Raw genomic sequence first — 18808 nt, forward strand, 5'->3', positions numbered from 1 at the left:
GACAGAAGTGTCGACCAAGGTCGACACCTACCGACAGCTGCAGGAATCTGTCAGAGGCGGGGCGGTGTGGGTGGCGCAGGACCGTTGGCGCCATGGATGGCGCCATCGAGCCCCCATGGACGGGTTTACGGCGTGTCCTGCGCCACCCACCCGCCCGGCCAAGCGCGGCTTCTGCTTTTGCCTTCAGCGACCAACCCACAGCCACGAGGGGCTGCGCCGTTGGCTGGAACAACCTGTTACCCGGACGGGGAATGTCACCGCCACCACCGCATGCGATGCTGACCGCCTTGATCCCTGCCAGCGAGAACGCCCGCATGACCACCATCATCGCCCCGCGCGTGCACGACATCGGCGGCCTGGAAGTGCGCCGCGCCGTGCCCACCCTGCAGGCCCGCAGCATCGGTTCGTTCGTGTTCGTCGACCAGATGGGCCCGGCACTCATGCACCCCGGTACCGCCATCGACGTGCGCCCGCACCCGCATATCGGCCTGGCCACTGTCACCTACCTCTGGTCCGGTGCCATCGGCCACCGCGATACGCTGGGCTCGGACCAGGTGATCCGTCCCGGTGACGTCAACTGGATGACCGCCGGCCGCGGCATCGCCCATTCCGAGCGCACGCCGCAACCGGACCGCGACCATGACAACCCGATCCACGGCATGCAGACCTGGGTTGCGTTGCCGAAGTCGCATGAGGAAATCGAACCGGCCTTCTACCACCATGCCGCCGCCACCCTGCCCGAGCAGCGCCGCAACGGCGCCTGGCTGCGCGTCATTGCCGGACGCGCCTATGGCGAGGAGTCGCCGGTCAAGGTGTTCGCCGACACGCTCAACGTGGCGATCGACCTGGACCCGGATGCAGAGATCGACATCGATGATGGCCACCGCGAACGTGCGCTGTACATCCTCGAAGGCGAAGCGCAGCTGGATGGTGTGGACATTCCCGCCCAGCACCTGGTGCTTCCCGAAGCCGGTGCGCGCGGCCGCCTGCGGGCGAAGACGCCGGTGAAGGCGATGCTGTTCGGCGGCGAACCGCTGGATGGCCCGCGCCATCTGTGGTGGAACTTCGTTTCCAGCTCGAAGGAACGTATCGAGCAGGCCAAGCACGACTGGGAAGCCGGACGTTTCGGCACCATTCCCGGCGACGACAAGGAATTCATTCCCCTGCCCCAGTACTGAGCATCGCGTGTTGCACACATCCGAAGGTGTATCCCTGCACCCGGCGTTGACGCTACAGTCACCCGCTGATCACTGAAATGTGACATAAATCACACTTTAGACCGTCAAAGGAGTGCAACACATGAGCATGGGTAAACGCTTGTCCGCTGAGTTCCTCGGCACGTTCTGGCTGGTTCTGGGTGGCTGTGGCAGTGCGGTGCTGGCCGCCAAGTTCGGTGGCGACGGCAATCCGCTGGGTATCGGTTTCCTCGGCGTGGCCCTGGCCTTCGGCCTGACCGTGGTGACTGGCGCCTACGCGTTCGGCCATATCTCCGGTGCGCACTTCAATCCAGCGGTCAGCGTGGGCCTGTGGGCCGGTGGCCGCTTCCCGACCCGGGATCTGGTGCCCTACATCATCGCGCAGGTGGCCGGCGGCCTGCTGGCCGGCTTCATCCTGCTGCAGATCGCCTCCGGTGCCAGCGGCTTCGCCATTGATGGCAGCCAGGCCGGCGCGTTCGCCAGCAACGGCTATGGCGCGCTGTCACCTGGTGGCTACAGCGTGGCGGCCGCGTTCCTGTGCGAAGTGGTGCTCACGGCGGTGTTCCTGATCGTGATCATGGGCGCGACCCATGGCAAGGCGCCGGCGGGCTTCGCGCCGCTGGCCATCGGCCTGGCCCTGACCCTGATCCACCTGATCAGCATTCCGGTGACCAATACGTCGGTGAACCCGGCCCGCTCCACGGCGGTGGCCTTCTTCGCCGGCAGTGGCGCAACCGGCCAGCTATGGCTGTTCTGGGTCGCCCCGCTGCTGGGCGGTGCGATCGGCGGCATCATCTACAAGTGGATCGGCAACGACCGCTGAGCCATGACCGTGCCATTGCGGCCGACCCTCGGCCGCAATGGTTACGGATGTAACCGCGATTTGTGCGATCGCTCACGTTCCGTTAAGGTCTGGTCATCCGCCCGTGCTTTCGCCGGGCAGGACGGCATCCGGGGATGGGATGCCTCGACCGCCGGTGTCACCGGCGGTGCCAACGACACGCCACCTTGGGGGATGCATGAAGTTCGCGCCTGTTGTTCTGTCGAGCCTGTTGTTCGTTGCGGCGTCTGCCTGCGCGCAGGCCCCGGTCGACTGTCCTTCGTTGCCCGCCAGCAGCGGCCTGCAATGGCAGCAGCAGGCACAGTCCGGCTTCCTGGTCTGCCGCGCGGCCACCAGTGACGGGCGCGAAGTACTGAGCCTGATGCTCAGCCAGCGCGATCCGGGCATTCCGCTGACCCGCTCGCTGCGCCAGGAAAAAGGCAGCTTTGCCGGTGAATCGATGTACTGGTACCAGCCGGATCTGGGCGGCCAGCAGCCGCCGGGCTATGCCGAGCGCCGCATCAGCGTGGTCAAGCTGGACAAGGGCCGCTACGCGCAGATCGCGCTGTATCCCGACAGTTCCCAGGAACTGGGCACGCTGCAGCAGCTTGCGCAGGGCATGAACCTGACGCCCTCTGCCGTGGCCGACGGCCGCTGAGGCGCTGCGGGGATGACTGCCTGGCAGCATTCCCGCACTTCCACCCGATCCATCGGTAGCGCCGGGCCATGCCCGGCGGCTTTCTGTCGTGTCGGCTCTTCTGGACATCCGCCGGGCATGGCCCGGCGCTACCAATGTGCTGTGGGCATGGCCCGGCGCTACCGATGCGCTGTGGGCATGGCCCGCAGCGCGACCTCAGAACCTGCCTTCCTGGAAATCGACGAAGGCCTGCATCAATTCCTCGCGGGTGTTCATCACGAACGGGCCATGACGCATCACCGGCTCGCGCAACGGACGACCCGCCACCAGGATCAAACGCGCGCCGTCGCTGCCTGCCGACAGATGCAGCTGCTCGCCGCCGCCCAGCACCGCCAGTTCCTGCCGCGCCACGTCGCGCGCCGCATCCTGCTCGCCCACCGTCAACCCGCCTTCGAACACATAGACGAACGCGTTGTGGCCTTCGGGCAGGGAGTAGGTCCAGGCACGATCGGCCTCCAGTGCAATGTCCAGATACAGCGGATCGGTCGCCGGCTGCGCGATCGGCCCCGCCGTGCCCTCGACCGTGCCAGCGATCACCTTGACCTGCACGCCTTCGGCCGGCTGCACCACCGGGATCTTTTCGGGAGCGAATTCCTGGTACTTCGGCGCGGTCATCTTGTCGCGCGCCGGCAGGTTCACCCACAGCTGGAAGCCGCGCATCTGCCCGCTTTCCTGCTCGGGCATCTCCGAATGCACCAGGCCACGGCCGGCCGTCATCCACTGCACGCTGCCCGGGGTCAGCAGGCCCTCGTTGCCGTGATTGTCGCGATGCCGCATTCGGCCATCGAGCATGTAGGTGACGGTCTCGAAACCACGATGCGGATGCTCGGGGAAACCGGCGATGTAGTCCTCGGCGCGATCGGTACCGAATTCGTCGAGCAGCAGGAACGGATCGAGGTCGGGCAGCGAGGGGCCGCCGATGACCCGGGTCAGGCGAACACCGGCACCGTCGGAGGTGGGCATGCCACGGATGGTACGCAGGACGCGGACCGGCTCGGGAAGGCTCATGGTGACTCCTGTTGGATGGATGCCGCTAAAAATGGACGCTGCAGCGCGCAACGCCAATGGATGCCGTCGCAACCGATTGTTCCATCCCTGGTGTTCGCCGCACGTCATGTCCGCACGCCGGCACCGCCTGCGTTGTCGGCTGCGAAGGAACATCGCCACCTGCCACACCCATGTACGACCAAAGTACTACCGCCGAATGGTCCCGTGCACATTGACCCTGCCAGGGGCACGCGGGACTCTTTGCCTGTCTTTCCGGGAGAGAGCACCTCATGAAAGGTTTTTCCAAAATAGGCTGGGCGGCCCTCGCCCTGCTCGGCGCGTTCTGCCTGGGCACGGTTGCGCTGCGGCGCGGTGAGCACATCAACGCGTTGTGGATCGTGGTCGCGGCGGTATCGCTGTACCTGGTCGCCTACCGCTTCTACAGCCTGTTCATCGCCGACAAGGTGATGCAGCTCGATCCGACCCGGGCCACCCCGGCGGTGATCAACAACGATGGCCTGGACTACGTACCGACCAACAAGCACGTGCTGTTCGGCCACCACTTCGCCGCCATTGCCGGTGCCGGCCCGCTGGTCGGCCCAGTGCTGGCCGCGCAGATGGGCTACCTGCCCGGCCTGCTGTGGCTGGTGGTCGGCGTGGTGCTGGCCGGTGCGGTGCAGGACTTCATGGTCCTGTTCCTGTCCAGCCGCCGCAACGGCCGCTCACTGGGTGACCTGGTGCGCGAGGAGATGGGCCAGGTGCCCGGCACCATCGCGTTGTTCGGTGCCTTCCTGATCATGATCATCATCCTGGCCGTGCTGGCGATGGTGGTGGTCAAGGCACTGGCGGAAAGCCCGTGGGGCATGTTCACGGTGATCGCGACGATGCCCATCGCGATCCTGATGGGCGTCTACATGCGCTATATCCGGCCGGGCAAGATCGGTGAGATCTCGGTGGTGGGCCTGGTGCTGCTGCTCGCCGCGATCTGGTTCGGTGGCAAGGTGGCGGCAGACCCGACCTGGGGCCCGGCCTTCACCTTCACCGGTACCCAGATCACCTGGATGCTGATCGGCTACGGTTTCGTCGCCTCGGTGCTGCCGGTCTGGCTGCTGTTGGCACCGCGCGACTACCTGTCGACCTTCCTGAAGATCGGTACGATCATCGCGCTGGCCATCGGCATCCTGGTGGTGATGCCGGAACTGAAGATGCCGGCGCTGACCCAGTTCGCGGCCAGCGGCGACGGCCCGGTGTGGAAAGGCGGCATGTTCCCGTTCCTGTTCATCACCATCGCCTGCGGTGCGGTGTCGGGTTTCCATGCACTGATCTCCTCGGGCACTACGCCCAAGCTGCTGGCCAATGAAGCGCACATGCGCTACATCGGCTACGGCGGCATGCTGATGGAATCGTTCGTGGCCGTGATGGCGCTGGTGGCCGCCTCGATCATCGATCCGGGCATCTACTTCGCGATGAACAGCCCGGCGGCGGTGATCGGTGCCGATGCCGCCTCGGCCGCGCACTACATCACCAATACCTGGGGCTTCACCATCACCCCCGAACAGCTGACGGCCACGGCGGCAGCGATCGGTGAACCGACCATCCTGCATCGTGCCGGTGGTGCCCCCACCCTGGCGGTGGGCATCGCGCAGATCCTGCATGAGGCGATCCCCAGCAGCAGCGACGCGATGATGGCGTTCTGGTACCACTTCGCCATCCTGTTCGAAGCACTGTTCATCCTCACCGCGGTGGATGCGGGCACACGTGCCGGTCGTTTCATGCTGCAGGACCTGCTCGGCAATTTCGTGCCGGCGCTGAAGAAGACCGAGTCTTGGACTGCAAACATCATCGGCACTGCCGGCTGCGTGGCGCTGTGGGGCTACCTGCTGTACACCGGCGTGGTCGATCCGTTCGGGGGCATCCAGACGTTGTGGCCGTTGTTCGGCATCTCCAACCAGATGCTGGCGGGCATCGCGCTGATGCTGGGCACGGTGGTGCTGTTCAAGATGAAGCGTGACCGCTACGCGTGGGTCACCGCGGTGCCTGCGGTGTGGCTGCTGATCTGCACCACCTATGCCGGTTTCATCAAGATCTTCGACAGCAATCCGGCGCAGGGCTTCCTGGCACAGGCACACAAGTTCCAGGACGCGTTGGCCAGCGGCACCATCACCGCACCGGCGAAGTCGGTCGCGCAGATGCAGCAGATCGTGGTCAACGCCTACGTCAACACCGGCTTGACCGCGCTGTTCCTGCTGGTGGTGGCGTCTGTGCTGGTGTATTCGATCAAGACGATCGTGGCAGCGCGCCGCAATCCGCAGCGCAGCGACCGCGAGACCCCGTACGTGGCGCTGAAGCCGCATGAAATGGTGGACCTGTAATGAATACACAACTGGTTCCGGTGGGGCAGTACCAGGCGCATCGCCGGATCTGGCGACGCCTGGTGCAGACGGCACGGCTGTGCTGCGGCATTCCCGACTACGACAACTATGTGCGGCATGTGCGGGAGAAGCATCCGGACCGCGAGCCGATGGACTACAAGACGTTCTTCCGCGAGCGGCAGGAAGCGCGGTATGGCGGGCGCAACGGTGGTCGCTGCTGTTGAGGTTCCCGGTGGGTGCCGGGCTTGCAGCCCGGCGCCCGCAGAGGCAACGGCAACGGCAACGGCAACGGCAACGGCAACGGCAACGGCAACGGCAACATCAACTGCAACTGCAACTGCAACTGCTGGAGCGTCGGCTCTGGGGTTCTGTGGGTTTGGCGGGGCGGTGTCGGATTGCGGGGACGCCGCAAGTACGTCCCTGTAGGCTTGGCAGCCGCATCCATGCGGCTGACACCCCGCAATCCAACACCGCCCCACCTTTGACAGATTTACGGTGACGGTGCGAATCATCCGGGGCCTGATCCGTTTTCCCTGGAGAACGGATCAGGCCCCTTTCTGTTCGTGGATGCCGGTGGAATCAATCCGGGGATGGCGGTTGCGGGCGCCGCCCGGCGGGACTATTCCGTGAGGGTGATCGGGGTCAGGGTGACCTTGGCGTTGTTGGCCGCTCCCATCCGGTCCTGGTAGGCCTGGCCGCGCTGCAACAGGTAGTAGCTGTCGATATAGTCGATGTCGTTGGCAAACCACGACGTGGGCATGGCCTTGAGGATCGCGCCTGCGATGTCGGCGATGACGGCATACTCAGGGGCGAAGGCGCCCAGTGCGGCTTTGACGCCATTGCTCAGCGCCACCAGCAGCTCCTGGTAATTGGTATCGCCGTCATCTTCGAACAGCTGCACGTTGGCGGCGTTGAAGCGATAGTTGCCCCAGATGATCAGCGGTTGCTGCGGGGTGTAGTCGGTACCGTCGTAGTCCAGGTACGGCATGTCGACGGTGACCATCTCCGGTGCGGTGGCGCTCACCTGCAGACCGGAAACAACAGCGAACACCTCGGCTGCCCCCAGCGCCCAGGGCTCCTGGTCGTCCGCCAGGCGGATGCGGTCCAGGCGGGTGATATCCAGCGACGCCTGCGTACCGTCAGCCGACAGCTGGATGCGTTCGGGCGATTGCAGGCCGCGGGCCTTCAGCCCCGCATTGACCAAGGCCATGCCTTCCTGCACGGCACGCCGCGTGTCGACGTCGACGATCAGCACCGGAAAGTCCGGGGCCCGTTTCGCATCCAGTACATGCGCGCGGCCCTGCGCGTCGTAGGCGGTGATCGTGGTCCAGTCGCGATCATTGCCACGCGGCAGACTGGCCACCCACAGCGGATGCGCATTGATGGCCGCCAGCGAGTGCCCCTCGGGCACGTACGCACGCAGCTGCAGCAGCCCCTGCCCCTGTGCCGGGAGCCCCTTGCGCTGGCGCAGCTGGCGGTCGCCAGCAGCCAGCGATGCACTGGCCAGCGTATGCGCCTGCGGATCGAAACGGCCCATCAACGATTGCACCGGCACGCCCTGCTCCGGCGCCGCATGCAGCGAGCTGCGCACTGCATCGGCGAACCCTGGCTGGGCGATCAGTGCCGCCACCTCGCGCGCACCGGCATCGGTCAGCACCTGCACATCGGCGCCGCCGGCCCTCACCGGCCCCTGCGCGAAGGCCCCCGTGCTGGCCAGCAACAGCACCAGTGCGGAAACCCGAAACCTCCATTGCTTCATCATCGACGGCCCCATCGAACGTCGCCGGCAACGCCGGCAGGAGCTTTCCACGCTACGACGCACGCCCCATACGTTCCGGTATGTGCCGCACAGTTCCGGCAGTGTCCGGCGAAAAGCAGCCGAGCGTGGGCTCGGCTCTACCCGTTCCTGATTTCCGTCGCTGGCCGCGAGAGGGCTCAGCCGTTGGCCATCCACTTCAGGATCAGCCCGGTCACATACGCCAGGCCGGTACCGGTGGCATAACCGACCGTACCGAGCAGCACGCCCACCGGCGCCAGCGTCGGATGGAATGCTGCCGCCACCACCGGTGCCGAGGCGGCGGCGCCGATGTTGCCCTGCGAACCGATCGCGAAGAAGAACAGCGGCGCACGCACCAGCTTGGCCACGATCCACAGCACAAGCACGTGGGTGGCCATCCAGATGGCCCCCAGCAGGAACAGCCACGGACGATCCAGCAGCGACAACAGGTTCATCTGCATGCCGATGCAGGCGATCAGGAAATACAGGAACACGGTACCCAGGCGCGAGGCGCCTGCCGCTTCCAGCCGGCGTGCACGGGTGAAGCTGAGCGTCAGGCCCATCGCGGTGGACAGCAGGATCACCCACACAAACTGGCTGTCGAGGCTGAACTGGCTGGCCCAGCTGATATTGGCCTTGAACCAGCCCGACAGCGGTGCGGCGATGGCATGGGCCAGGCCGACGCCGCCCAGTGCCACGCCGACGATCACCATCAGGTCGGTCATGCTGGGGATGCGCGCGTTCTGTGCCTCGTAGGCGCTGATGCGCGCCTTCATTTCATCGATGGCGCGGGTGTCGGCACCGTTGCGTGCATCGATCTGCTGGGCGCGGTTGGCCATGAACAGCAGGATCGCCATCCACAGGCTGGCGCAGGCCACGTCGACCACCGCGAACTGGCCGAAGGTGGTGGCATCGGTACCGAACACTTCGCGCATGGCGACCATGTTGGCACCACCGCCGATCCAGCTGCCGGCCAACGCGGCCATCCCGGCCCAGGTGTCGCCAGCCACGGTTTCCGGATGGATCAGCTTCATCACCTGGAAGGAGACGATGGCGCCGAGCATGATGCCGGCGGTGCCGGCGCAGAACACCAGCAGCAGCTTCGGCCCCAGCTTGGCGATGCCCTTCAGGTCGATCGACAGGGTCAGCAGGACCAGCGCCGCCGGCAACAGCACATCGCGGGCGACCGGGTTGTACAGCGAGGTGTTGTGGCCATCGATGACACCGGCAGTGTTGTAGATGGCGGGGATGAAATAGCACAGCAGCAGTGCAGGCACCCAGGCGAAGATCTTCTTCAGCAGGGGCGTCGGGCCACTCGCGGCCCAGAAGATCAGGGCAAGGGTGGCGGCGATCAGACCCAGGCCAACGATGTCGTTGCTGATCAGGGCAGTAGCGGGTTCGGTCGGCATGGGATCCTCTGTCGATCGAAAGAGCGGAAAAGAAAAGCGCCGCATAAGCGGCGCGGGTCGAAATTAACATAGTCTTCACGCAGGGTCATGCTGCGCTGCTTGCGGCAGCGCGTGGGCCTGCCGAGAATCGCTGCATTCCCTACTGGAGCCTGCCCCATGCAACTCGGCGCTTTTTCAGTCAGCCTGGCGGTGAAGGACCTGGCCACCTCACGTGCGTTCTACGAAGCGCTGGGGTTCTCGGTGACCGGTGGTGATGCGGCGCAGAACTGGCTGGTACTGCGCAACAACGGCATCGTGGTCGGCCTGTTCCAGGGCATGTTCGAGGGCAACCTGCTCACCTTCAATCCCGGCTGGGACCAGCACAAGCAGGAACTGGCGTCCTTCCAGGACGTGCGTGAGGTACAGGCCGAGCTGGACGCCAAGGGCATCGCGCTCACAGCGCGTGCCGATCCCGATGGCGAAGGTCCGGCCTATCTGCAGCTGACCGATCCCGATGGCAACGTGATCCTGATCGACCAGCACGTGGCGCGGCCAACGGGGCGGTGACGCGGCCAGCGTGCCAAGCAAGGTTGGCACCTACCGGAACGCACGCGGCCATTGCCTGGTAGGCGTCGACCTTGGTCGACGGACAGGTCAGCCTGGCCGCGATGTACCAAAGTCGAGCGAGGCCAGGGTGCCGCGCGGCTGGCAGGGCTGCAGCTGCAGGGTCCAGCCCAGGTGCTCGCACAGCCGCGCGATCAGTTCCAGGCCGATGCCGCCGCGGTCGCCGCGCTCACCGCGGGCCATCCGCGCGTGGATCGCTGCGATCTCCTCCGGGCTCATGCCATGGCCGGGGTCCTGCAAGGTCAATACCGCTGCCGAGGTCAGGCGCAGCTCGATATGACCGCGGCCGCTGTTCTCGATGGCATTGCGCAGCAGGTTGCCGATCGCTGCCTGCACCACCGCCAGCGGCGCGACGATGTCGACCGGCGCGGCCTGGATGCCGATGCTCAGGTCCTTGTCGCCCAGCAGGTGGCGATGGTCGTCGACGATCTCCGGCAGCAGCTGGTCCAGCGCGATGCGCTCGGCACGGGCAGCCAGGCGAGCGGGATCACGCGCCAGCACCAGCAACAGCTCGATCAGCTGCTCAACGCCCTGCGCGGTACGCAGCACGCGCTGCATCTGCTGTCGTGCGCGCTCAGGCAGGCCGGGCTGCTCCAGCGCCAGTTCGGCGGCACCGGTCATCACGGCGATCGGCGTGCGCAGTTCATGGCTTGCGGTACTGATGAACACCCGCTCGCGCTCGACGAACTGCTCGTTGCGATCAAGGTAATCGTTCAGCGCATCGGCGATGGTGTGCAGCTCAGAACTGCCGCGCGGATCGACGTCAATGCGCTGGCCCTGCACGCCGGGCCGCAGTGCACCGATGTGCTGGGCCAGCAGGCTCAACGGGCGCACCATGCGCTCCATGCCGAAGGAGGCCATCAACACGGTGACGAAGATCATGATGATGCCGGCCAGCATCACCCAGCGCGTTGCGAATTGTTCCAGATCGTGGAAATCGGAGATGTCCAGGGCCAGCGCAACCCGCCCCATCGAGCCGGTATCGCGCACCATCACCGCCGTCTCGCGCTCGCCGATCATCACCCCGTCATGCAACCCCGGATGCAGGGTGCGCAGGCTGGCGGGCATGTTGGCTTCATTGAAGCGGAACAGGCTCAGCGTGTCCGAGTCCTGCCAGCGATAGTGCGGCTCGTGCTCGGTGTGCTCGACGATGCTGTCCAGTTCGGAATTGAGCAGCGCGCGCCACGCCGCGTGCTCGGCGTGTTCGTGCACGTAGTTGCCCACACTGAACACCGCCAGCGAAATCAGCGCCAGGTAGCCCAGCAGCCACCACACCACCCGCCGATACAGCGGCCCGGGCTTACGCGCCATCGTCATCGTTCCGTGCGTCCGCGCCTGCGGTGGACGCCAGCCGGTAGCCCACCCGTGGCAGGGTGTGGATCAGCTTGTCGGCAAAGGGGCCGTCCACGCTGCGGCGCAGTTCGTACACATGCGAGCGCAGCAGGTCGCCGTCCGGTGGTTCGTCACCCCACAGGGCGAATTCCAGCTGCTGCCGGGTGACCGCGCCCGGGCTGGCGCGCATCAGTACTTCCAGCAGCTTGCGGCAGGCCGGGTACAGGTGCAGCACTTGGCCGGCGCGCTGCGCCTCCAGGCTGGCCAGGTCCAGCACCAGGTCGCCCACCTGCAGGCGCTTGCGCGGATTGCGACCCTGAGCGCGCAGCAGCAGCGCCTCCAGGCGCACTTCCAGTTCCGGCAATGCGAATGGCTTGGTCAGGTAATCATCTGCGCCGGCGCGGAAGCCGGCGATCTTGTCCGGCAGTTCGTCGCGTGCGGTCAGCATGATAACCGGCACTTCCGAGGCATGCTCGGAGCGCAGCCGCCGCAGCACCTCCGGGCCTTCCATGCGCGGCAGCATCCAGTCCAGGATCACCGCGTCATACGGGTGGCTGCCGGCAAGGTGCAGGCCGGTGATGCCATCCGGGGCCACGTCGAGCACATGCCCGCGCGACTCGAAATAGTCGAACAGGTTGGCCACCAACTGGCGGTTGTCCTCGATCACCAACAGGCGCATGCACGAAACATCCACGGAAGTTCATGCCATGGTAGCGCTGCGGATGTCGGAATGCGGTCGCCATGCCGGCCGCTCCGACGGCTTTCCCACGTGCCGCTCATCAGAATGGCTGTTTTGCTGCCGGAGCCCCCCCCGTGCCCGTTGCCCTGCCCCGCCGTTGGCACCTGCCGCTGCTGTGGTTGTTGATCGTGATGGCGCTGGCGGCCGGGCTTGGCATGCGCCAGCCGCAGCCACCGGACGAACCACGCTTCGTGCTGGCCGCACGTGCCATGGTGGAGAGCGGCGAGTGGCTGCTGCCACACCGGGGCAGCGAGCTGTACGCCGAGAAGCCCCCGGTGTTCATGTGGCTGCAGGCCGCTGCCCACCAGGTGGTCGGCAGCTGGCAGTGGTCGTTCCTGCTGCCGTCGCTGCTGGCTGCGCTGCTCAGCCTGTGGCTGGTGTCCGACCTGGCACGCCGGCTATGGTCGCCACGGCATTCGTTGTACGCGCTTGGCGCACTGTTCTGCACCCTGCAGTTCGGCCTGATGGCCAAGCGCGCGCAGATCGACATGGTGCTGGTGGGCATGACTACGCTGGCCCTGTGGGGCCTGCTGCGCCACCTCTGCGAGCGCCGCAACCTGCCGGCGCTGTGGCTGGCCGGCTTCGCCGCCGGCGTCGGCACGGTGACCAAGGGGGTGGGCTTCCTGCCCTTGCTGATGGTGCTGCCCTGGCTGGGCTGGCGGTTGTACCAGCGCCGTCGCGGCCAGCCGGTGGACGGCCCCCATCCCGCCAGCCTGCTGTGGCTGATTCCGGCCTTCCTGCTGGGTACGGCGGTGTGGCTGGCACCGCTGGGCTGGGCGCTGCTGCATGAACCCAGTGCATCGCTGCAGTCGTACGCCCACGAGCTGTTGTTCAAGCAGACCGGCACCCGCTATGCCAACGCCTGGCACCATCGCCAGCCGGTCTGGTACTACCTGCAGGTGATCGCCACGCTGTGGCTGCCGGGTGCGCTGCTGCTGCCGCTGATGGTCAAGCCGTGGTGGCGCCGGCTGCGTCGCGGCGACCAGCGCCAGTGGCTGCTGCTGGGCTGGGCCGCGCTGGTCCTGCTGTTCTTCACTGCCAGCCCCGGCAAGCGCGAGGTGTACGTGCTGCCGATGCTGCCAGCGATGGCACTGGCGGTGGCGCCGCTGTTGCCCGGCCTGCTGCGTCGCCTGTGCGTGCGCCGCTACCTGTTCGGCTACAGCCTGCTGCTGATGCTGGCCACCGGCGTGCTTGGCGTGATGATGCTGACCGACAGCCCCTGGGCGCAGGCGCAGCTGGCACGGCGGGCGATGCCCGACACCCTGCTGCCCGTGTTCGGCGATGGCCTGCTGACCTTCGCCATCGCCGTGGCGACGCTGGCGGTGTGGCTGCGGGTACGACGCGCGGCCACGCTGGTACTGCTCACCCACGGCCTGCTGTGGATGCTGTACGGACTGGTGCTGATACCGGCGCTGGACCCCTACGCCTCGGCGTCGGCGGTGATGCGCCGGGTGGGCACACGGATCGGCCCCGATGCGGAACTGGCGCTGGTGGCCTGGCGCGAACAGAACCTGCTGCAGGCCGACCGGCCGGTGCGCGAGTTCGGCTTCAAGCGGCCGTGGGCAGAGCAGTGGCACGATGCCGGTCCATGGTTGGCCGAGGCGCCGGACAAGCGCTGGCTGCTGGTGCTGGACAAGGCCATGAGCCCCTGTGTCGATCCGGCCCAGGTCATCGAGATCGGTGTTGCCAATCGCAATCGTTGGCAGTTGCTTCCGGGCACCGCCTGGGATGCGGCCTGCCATGCCGAGCGTGCAGGCGCCAACGATGAAGAAGACTGAATGGTGATTCGCACCGGGCATGGATTAACCCGGCGCAAACGCGTGTACGACCCTTCTCCGACATGCCAGTGACGAGCATGGCCGCGGATTCCCGTAACGGCCCCTTCCCCTGCATGCCCGCTCGCCCTCTTGCCCCGGCAGTCTCCTTTGCGCCCTCGCTGCTGGCGTCGCGTTTTGCCGCTACCCATCTTTGGCTGCCTTCTGTCATCGGCGTTGCGGTGTTCACCGTGCTGATGGGCCTGGGTGGCGACCAGTGGCTGGCCGACCATCTGTTCCGGCTGGAAGGCGGCCGCTGGGCGCTGCAGGATGCATGGCTGACGCGTTCGGTGGTGCACAAGGCCGGCAAGTGGCTGAGCACCGCTGCGGCACTGGTGGCGATGCTGCTGTGCTTCCACCACTGGCGCCGCGGCCGCGATCGCACGCTGCGTTGGGCGCTGCTGTATGTGGTGGTGGCCGTGGCACTCGGCACCGGGCTGATCTCGCTGCTGAAGTCGCTGGTGCCGATGGACTGCCCGTGGGATCTGCTGCGCTATGGCGGACACGATCCGTTCGTCGGTCTTCTCAGCAGCCGCCCGACCGGCATGCCCGCCCGCGCCTGCTTCCCCGCCGGCCACGCAAGCGCGGGATACGCATGGATGTGCCTGTACTTCTTCGCGCTGCTGTGGCGCCCCGCCTGGCGTTGGGCCGGGCTGTGGATCGGCCTCGGCAGCGGCCTGGTGTTCGGCATCGGCCAACAGCTGCGCGGCGCCCACTTCCTTTCGCATGACGTTGCCACCGCCTTGATCTGTTGGCTGCTGTCGCTGGGCCTGTATCTGGTGGTCCGCCGCCAGTTGGATCGCTCGACCCGCCAGGAGGCGATTGCATGAACGCATCGGTCCAACGTTCCTTGCGGCTGCCGACACTGGCCAGCATCCGCGCATGGCGGCCACAGCTGTCCACCGAAGCACTGATCGTGCTGACCAGCCTGTTCTTCGCTGTGGCCGGCAATGGCCTGTTCTGGCACAGCGCCATGGCCAGCCATCCGGGCAGCCTGCGCTATGCGCTTTCACTGCTGTTGCTGCTGCTGGGCGCGCACGGTGTGCTGCTGGGCATCCTGGTGTGGCGCTGGAATGCCAAGGTGGTGATCAGCGTGCTGCTGCTGGTCACCGCGTTTGCCGCGCACTACATGAGCCGTTACCACATCTATCTGGATGCGGACATGCTGCGCAACGTGCTGGCTACCGACCCCAAGGAAAGCCGCGAACTGATGACGGTGTCGCTGCTGTGGCCGGTCCTGCTGTTGGCTGTGTTGCCGATGGTGGTGCTGTGGCGCGTTGACCTGCGCCGCCGCAGCTGGAGCCGCAGCCTGCTGTGGCGCATCGGCTTCCTGCTGGTCGCTGCGGTCACCGCACTCGGTGGCGCGCTGGTGTCCTTCCAGGATGTGTCGGCGCTGATGCGCAACCAGCGCGAAGTGCGCTACCTGGCCACGCCTGCCAATGTGCTGCTGGGGCTGCCGCGTGCCCTGCGCGGCGACAACCCGGTGCAACGCGCGCCGAAGCTGCCGATCGGTACCGATGCCAAGGCGACCCCGCGCGCAGCGACCAGCAAGCCACGCCTGCTGGTGATCGTGATGGGCGAAACGGTGCGTGCGCAGAACTGGGGCCTGAATGGTGGCCGCAATACCACGCCGGAGCTGGCCCAGGCGGCGGTGGTCAATTTCCCGGACATGCACTCCTGCGGTACCAGCACCGAGGTTTCGCTGCCCTGCCTGTTCTCGCCATGGGGACGCCACGAGTACGACGAGAAGAAGATCCGTGCGCACCAGTCGCTGCTGCATGTACTGAACCGCGCGGGCATCGCGCCGCTGTGGCGCGACAACCAGTCCGGCTGCAAGGGCGTATGCGAGGGCCTGGACTTCCAGTCGCTGTCGGACGCGACCACGCCGGGGCTGTGTGCCGATGGCCGTTGCATGGACGAGATCCTGCTGCAGGACCTGGCGACGCAGGTGCGTGCGCGCCCGGGTGATCGGGTGGTGGTGCTGCACCAGCTGGGCAACCATGGCCCGGCCTATTTCGAACGCTACCCGGCCGCCTTCCGTCGCTTCACCCCGACCTGTGACACCCAGGACATTGGTCGCTGCTCGCGCGAAGAGATCACCAACAGTTACGACAACGCCGTGCTGTACACCGATCATTTCCTGAGCAAGACCATCGGCACGCTGCAGGGCCTGCAGGACTACGACACGGCGATGATCTACCTGTCCGACCACGGTGAATCGCTGGGCGAAAAGGGCCTGTACCTGCACGGTGTGCCGTACGCGATCGCACCGGCCGAGCAGACCCGGGTGCCGATGACGATGTGGTTCTCGCCGGGCTTCGCCAGCAGCCGTGGACTGGACCTGCAGTGCGTGCGCAAGCGCTCGGCCAGCTACACCGACCACGACAACCTGTTCCCGTCGGTGCTGGGGCTGATGCAGGTGAAGACCTCGCTGTACGAGCGGGATCGCGACCTGTTCGCCGGCTGCGAGAGTTAGGGTTTGTCGGCAGGGCTTGCAGCCCTGCACCTGCAGAGGCAACGGCAACGGCCGAAGCAACAGCAACAGCGGCTTCCTGTGGGTAGGCGGGGTGGGTCCGGTGGCGGGAGACGCCGTGAACCCATCCATGGGGGCTTGGCCGCGGCATCCATGCCGCGGACACTCCCGCCACCGGACCCACCCCGCCTTCGACAGATTTCCGCTGCTGTTGGTGGGTGCCGACCGTTGGTCGGCACGGGGTCGGATCCGAATTTGAGTCTCGATTTCTGACAGATCTCATCCACGCATGGCGTGGATCTACTGCCATCACCGAATTGCGTCTGGGGCAGAGCCCCCTGAGTCAGGGGGCGGCCGCGAAGCGGCGGGGGTCTGGGAGCGGGTAAGTGGGGCCCACGTTTCGCGCAGCGAAGCGTGGGAGCGACAGCGCGCATGCGATGTCGCGGTCCCCGGGCGCCGCCCGGCCGACTTCCGCCACTTGCGGTGGCAACGCCTGCCCACTAGCCTTCGGCGGTCGTTCACCACCCAAGGATCGCCCGTGAAACACCGTCATCTCCTGCTGGCCTCGGCAATCGCCGCCGCCACGCTGGCCCTGGCCGCCTGCAAGAAGGAAGCCGCCCCAGGCACCGAGACCGCCAGCAGCAGTGCACCGGCCGGCGAAACCGCTGACCAGTTCGTGGCCCGCATCAATGCCGAATTCAAGGCGGCCTACCCGGAGATGACCTCGGCGCAGTGGCTGTCCTCCACCTACATCAACAGCGATTCAGAGCGCATCGCGGCCAAGGCCAACGAGCGTTCGCTGACCCAGCTCAACAGCTGGATCGAGCAGGCCGGCAAGTTCGATGGCAAGCCGATGAGCGAAGACAGCAAGCGCGCGATCCACCTGCTGAAGCTGATGTCGTCGATGCCGGCGCCGCGCGACCCGGCCAAGCTGGCCGAACTGACCCAGATCGCCACCCGCATGGAAGGCAGCTACGGCGCAGGCAAGTACTGCACCGACGCCAACGATCCCAACTCCTGCCGCCAGCTGGGCGAACTGGAGCAGGTGCTGGCGCGCAGCCGCGACTATGACCAGCAGCTCGATGCCTGGCAGGGCTGGCACAGCACCACCAAGAGCATGCGCGGTGATTACCAGAAGTTCGTCGGCCTGGTGAATGAAGGTGCCAAGGGCATGGGCTTCACCGATGCCGGGCAGATGTGGCGCAGTGGCTATGACATGCCGCCGGAGCAGATCGGCCCGGAAACCGATCGCCTGTGGGAACAGGTCAGGCCGATGTACGAGCAGCTGCACTGCTACGCGCGCGGCAAGCTGGACAAGACCTATGGCAAGGACAAGGCCGAGGTGGGCAACGGCCTGATCGCCGCGCACCTGATGGGCAACATGTGGCAGCAGGACTGGTCCAACCTGTGGGACCAGCTGGAACCGTACCCGGGCGCCGGCAGCCTGGACATCACTGCAGCGCTGGAAAAGCAGTACCAGACCAACCTGAGCGCGGCGCTGGCCAAGGCCGGCAAGGATGCGAACGTAGCCGCGCAGTACAAGGCGCAACGCGAGGCCGAACTGCGCACCGCCAAGCAGATGACCGAGCGTGCACAGGATTTCTACGTATCGCTGGGCATGCCGTCGTTGCCGCAGTCGTACTGGGACAAGACCCAGTTCATCAAGCCCGATGACCGCGACGTGGTCTGCCACGCCAGTGCGTGGGACATGAACATGGAAGGCGATGTGCGCACCAAGATGTGCATCAAGCCCAACGAAGAGAACTTCACCACCATCTACCACGAGCTGGGCCACATCTATTACGACCTGGCCTACAACCCGCTGCCGCCGCTGTTCCAGGGCGGTGCCAACGATGGCTTCCATGAAGCGATCGGCGACACCATCGTGCTGGCGATGACGCCGAAGTACCTCAGCTCGATCGGGCTGGTCGACGCGCCGACCGAGAGCCGCGAAGCGGTCATCAACAACCAGATGCGCATGGCGCTGTCAGGTGTGTCGTTCCTGCCGTTCGGCCTGATGATCGACCGCTGGCGCTGGGGCGTGTTCGATGGTTCGATCACCCCGGACAACTACAACAAGGCATGGTGGGACCTGAAGGCCAAGTACCAGGGCGTGGCCCCGGCCAGCGCCCGTGGCGAGGAATTCTTCGATCCGGGTGCCAAGTACCACGTGCCGGGCAACACCCCGTATACCCGCTACTTCCTGGCGCGCATCCTGCAGTTCCAGTTCTACAAGGGCCTGTGCGATGCCGCCGGCTTCAAGGGCCCGCTGCACGAGTGCACCTTCTACGGCAACAAGGAAGCCGGCCAGAAGTACTGGGCGATGCTGAGCAAGGGTGCCAGCCAGCCGTGGCAGGCCACGCTGAAGGAACTGACCGGCTCGGACAAGCTCGATGCCGGCCCGATGATCGAGTACTTCAGCCCGGTCAATGCCTGGTTGAAGCAGCAGAACGAAGGCCAGATGTGCGGCTGGCAGGCCAACGCGGCACCGGCGGCGAAATGAAAAAAGGGCGGATCCGCGAGGATCCGCCCTTTTCCGTTTCGGTAGCGTCGGGCCATGCCCGGCGAGCGCAGCGGCGTAATGAAAAG

The 18808-nt window shown here is 66.2% G+C and carries 15 protein-coding genes; 10 read left to right on the top strand and 5 right to left on the bottom strand.

All coding sequences use genetic code 11. The features are described from left to right. The first annotated feature begins 314 nt into the window (after positions 1–314). From M2299_RS12560 to M2299_RS12570, 3 genes are all read left to right on the top strand, one after another. Positions 315–1178: a pirin family protein gene (locus M2299_RS12560; protein WP_099786112.1), complete on the top strand. Its 864-nt coding sequence runs from the start codon at positions 315–317 to the stop codon at positions 1176–1178. A 121-nt stretch (positions 1179–1299) separates the two neighbouring features. Continuing rightward, positions 1300–2019 (top strand): aquaporin Z, encoded by a 720-nt coding sequence (aqpZ, locus tag M2299_RS12565; RefSeq protein WP_032951977.1) that lies wholly within the window; start codon positions 1300–1302, stop codon positions 2017–2019. 196 nt (positions 2020–2215) lie between these two features. After that, positions 2216–2674 carry a hypothetical protein gene (locus M2299_RS12570; RefSeq protein ID WP_025877096.1) on the top strand — a complete coding sequence of 153 codons (459 nt, stop codon included), beginning with the start codon at positions 2216–2218 and terminating at the stop codon, positions 2672–2674. 195 nt (positions 2675–2869) lie between these two features. Here M2299_RS12570 and M2299_RS12575 read toward each other — a convergent pair whose 3' ends face one another. After that, positions 2870–3721, bottom strand: coding sequence for a pirin family protein (locus M2299_RS12575; RefSeq protein WP_032977239.1), 852 nt, complete (start codon positions 3719–3721; stop codon positions 2870–2872). Between the two features lie 269 nt (positions 3722–3990). On the opposite strand from M2299_RS12575, the gene M2299_RS12580 reads away from it, so the two are divergent. Continuing rightward, on the top strand, positions 3991–6072 hold the full coding sequence (locus M2299_RS12580) for a carbon starvation CstA family protein (RefSeq protein ID WP_025877093.1): 2082 nt from the start codon (positions 3991–3993) through the stop codon (positions 6070–6072). Further along, on the top strand, positions 6072–6296 hold the full coding sequence (locus M2299_RS12585) for a CstA-like transporter-associated (seleno)protein (RefSeq protein ID WP_280884465.1): 225 nt from the start codon (positions 6072–6074) through the stop codon (positions 6294–6296). Before M2299_RS12580 ends, M2299_RS12585 begins: the two co-directional genes overlap by 1 nt. 395 nt (positions 6297–6691) lie before the next feature. Here the strand turns inward: M2299_RS12585 and M2299_RS12590 are convergent, their stop codons facing one another. Together M2299_RS12590 and M2299_RS12595 are read right to left on the bottom strand one after the other, a co-directional pair. Continuing rightward, a complete protein-coding gene (locus M2299_RS12590; RefSeq protein WP_280884466.1) occupies positions 6692–7831 on the bottom strand; it encodes a DUF3103 family protein in 1140 nt (379 codons plus the stop codon). 176 nt (positions 7832–8007) lie between these two features. After that, positions 8008–9258: a DUF819 family protein gene (locus M2299_RS12595; RefSeq protein ID WP_280884467.1), complete on the bottom strand. Its 1251-nt coding sequence runs from the start codon at positions 9256–9258 to the stop codon at positions 8008–8010. Between the two features lie 156 nt (positions 9259–9414). Here M2299_RS12595 and M2299_RS12600 point away from each other — a divergent pair, with 156 nt between their 5' ends. Next, complete coding sequence (locus M2299_RS12600; protein ID WP_025877085.1) at positions 9415–9804, top strand: VOC family protein; 390 nt, start codon at positions 9415–9417, stop codon at positions 9802–9804. Positions 9805–9891: 87 nt separating this feature from the next. Here M2299_RS12600 and M2299_RS12605 read toward each other — a convergent pair whose 3' ends face one another. Continuing rightward, a complete protein-coding gene (locus M2299_RS12605; protein WP_032951976.1) occupies positions 9892–11172 on the bottom strand; it encodes a HAMP domain-containing sensor histidine kinase in 1281 nt (426 codons plus the stop codon). Further along, the gene (locus tag M2299_RS12610; protein WP_025877081.1) at positions 11162–11872 is read right to left on the bottom strand and encodes a response regulator transcription factor; all 711 of its coding nucleotides are present in this window, start codon (positions 11870–11872) and stop codon (positions 11162–11164) included. The genes M2299_RS12605 and M2299_RS12610 overlap by 11 nt, the downstream gene beginning before the upstream one ends. A 134-nt stretch (positions 11873–12006) precedes the next feature. Between M2299_RS12610 and M2299_RS12615 the strand changes: the two genes are divergently transcribed. From M2299_RS12615 to M2299_RS12630, 4 genes are all read left to right on the top strand, one after another. Further along, a complete protein-coding gene (locus M2299_RS12615; protein WP_100436767.1) occupies positions 12007–13710 on the top strand; it encodes a glycosyltransferase family 39 protein in 1704 nt (567 codons plus the stop codon). A 113-nt stretch (positions 13711–13823) separates the two neighbouring features. Beyond that, entirely contained in the window at positions 13824–14576 is a 753-nt protein-coding gene (locus tag M2299_RS12620) for a phosphatase PAP2 family protein (protein WP_100436768.1), read from the top strand. Beyond that, positions 14573–16222, top strand: coding sequence for a phosphoethanolamine--lipid A transferase (locus tag M2299_RS12625; protein ID WP_280884468.1), 1650 nt, complete (start codon positions 14573–14575; stop codon positions 16220–16222). The genes M2299_RS12620 and M2299_RS12625 overlap by 4 nt, the downstream gene beginning before the upstream one ends. Before the next feature lie 535 nt (positions 16223–16757). Beyond that, on the top strand, positions 16758–18722 hold the full coding sequence (locus M2299_RS12630) for a M2 family metallopeptidase (protein WP_280884469.1): 1965 nt from the start codon (positions 16758–16760) through the stop codon (positions 18720–18722). Positions 18723–18808: the final 86 nt, after the last annotated feature.

Origin of the sequence: Stenotrophomonas sp. 1278, from assembly GCF_029892765.1 — a bacterium.
GTDB lineage: Bacteria > Pseudomonadota > Gammaproteobacteria > Xanthomonadales > Xanthomonadaceae > Stenotrophomonas > Stenotrophomonas indicatrix.

What these genes read in the sequence shown, in the direction of transcription:
- M2299_RS12560 (WP_099786112.1), top strand. Translation starts at nt 315, where the DNA reads ATGACCACCATCATCGCCCCGCGCGTGCACGACATCGGCGGCCTGGAA.
- aqpZ (WP_032951977.1), top strand. Translation starts at nt 1,300, where the DNA reads ATGAGCATGGGTAAACGCTTGTCCGCTGAGTTCCTCGGCACGTTCTGG.
- M2299_RS12570 (WP_025877096.1), top strand. Translation starts at nt 2,216, where the DNA reads ATGAAGTTCGCGCCTGTTGTTCTGTCGAGCCTGTTGTTCGTTGCGGCG.
- M2299_RS12575 (WP_032977239.1), bottom strand. Translation starts at nt 3,721, where the DNA reads ATGAGCCTTCCCGAGCCGGTCCGCGTCCTGCGTACCATCCGTGGCATG.
- M2299_RS12580 (WP_025877093.1), top strand. Translation starts at nt 3,991, where the DNA reads ATGAAAGGTTTTTCCAAAATAGGCTGGGCGGCCCTCGCCCTGCTCGGC.
- M2299_RS12585 (WP_280884465.1), top strand. Translation starts at nt 6,072, where the DNA reads ATGAATACACAACTGGTTCCGGTGGGGCAGTACCAGGCGCATCGCCGG.
- M2299_RS12590 (WP_280884466.1), bottom strand. Translation starts at nt 7,831, where the DNA reads ATGAAGCAATGGAGGTTTCGGGTTTCCGCACTGGTGCTGTTGCTGGCC.
- M2299_RS12595 (WP_280884467.1), bottom strand. Translation starts at nt 9,258, where the DNA reads ATGCCGACCGAACCCGCTACTGCCCTGATCAGCAACGACATCGTTGGC.
- M2299_RS12600 (WP_025877085.1), top strand. Translation starts at nt 9,415, where the DNA reads ATGCAACTCGGCGCTTTTTCAGTCAGCCTGGCGGTGAAGGACCTGGCC.
- M2299_RS12605 (WP_032951976.1), bottom strand. Translation starts at nt 11,172, where the DNA reads ATGGCGCGTAAGCCCGGGCCGCTGTATCGGCGGGTGGTGTGGTGGCTG.
- M2299_RS12610 (WP_025877081.1), bottom strand. Translation starts at nt 11,872, where the DNA reads ATGCGCCTGTTGGTGATCGAGGACAACCGCCAGTTGGTGGCCAACCTG.
- M2299_RS12620 (WP_100436768.1), top strand. Translation starts at nt 13,824, where the DNA reads ATGCCCGCTCGCCCTCTTGCCCCGGCAGTCTCCTTTGCGCCCTCGCTG.
- M2299_RS12625 (WP_280884468.1), top strand. Translation starts at nt 14,573, where the DNA reads ATGAACGCATCGGTCCAACGTTCCTTGCGGCTGCCGACACTGGCCAGC.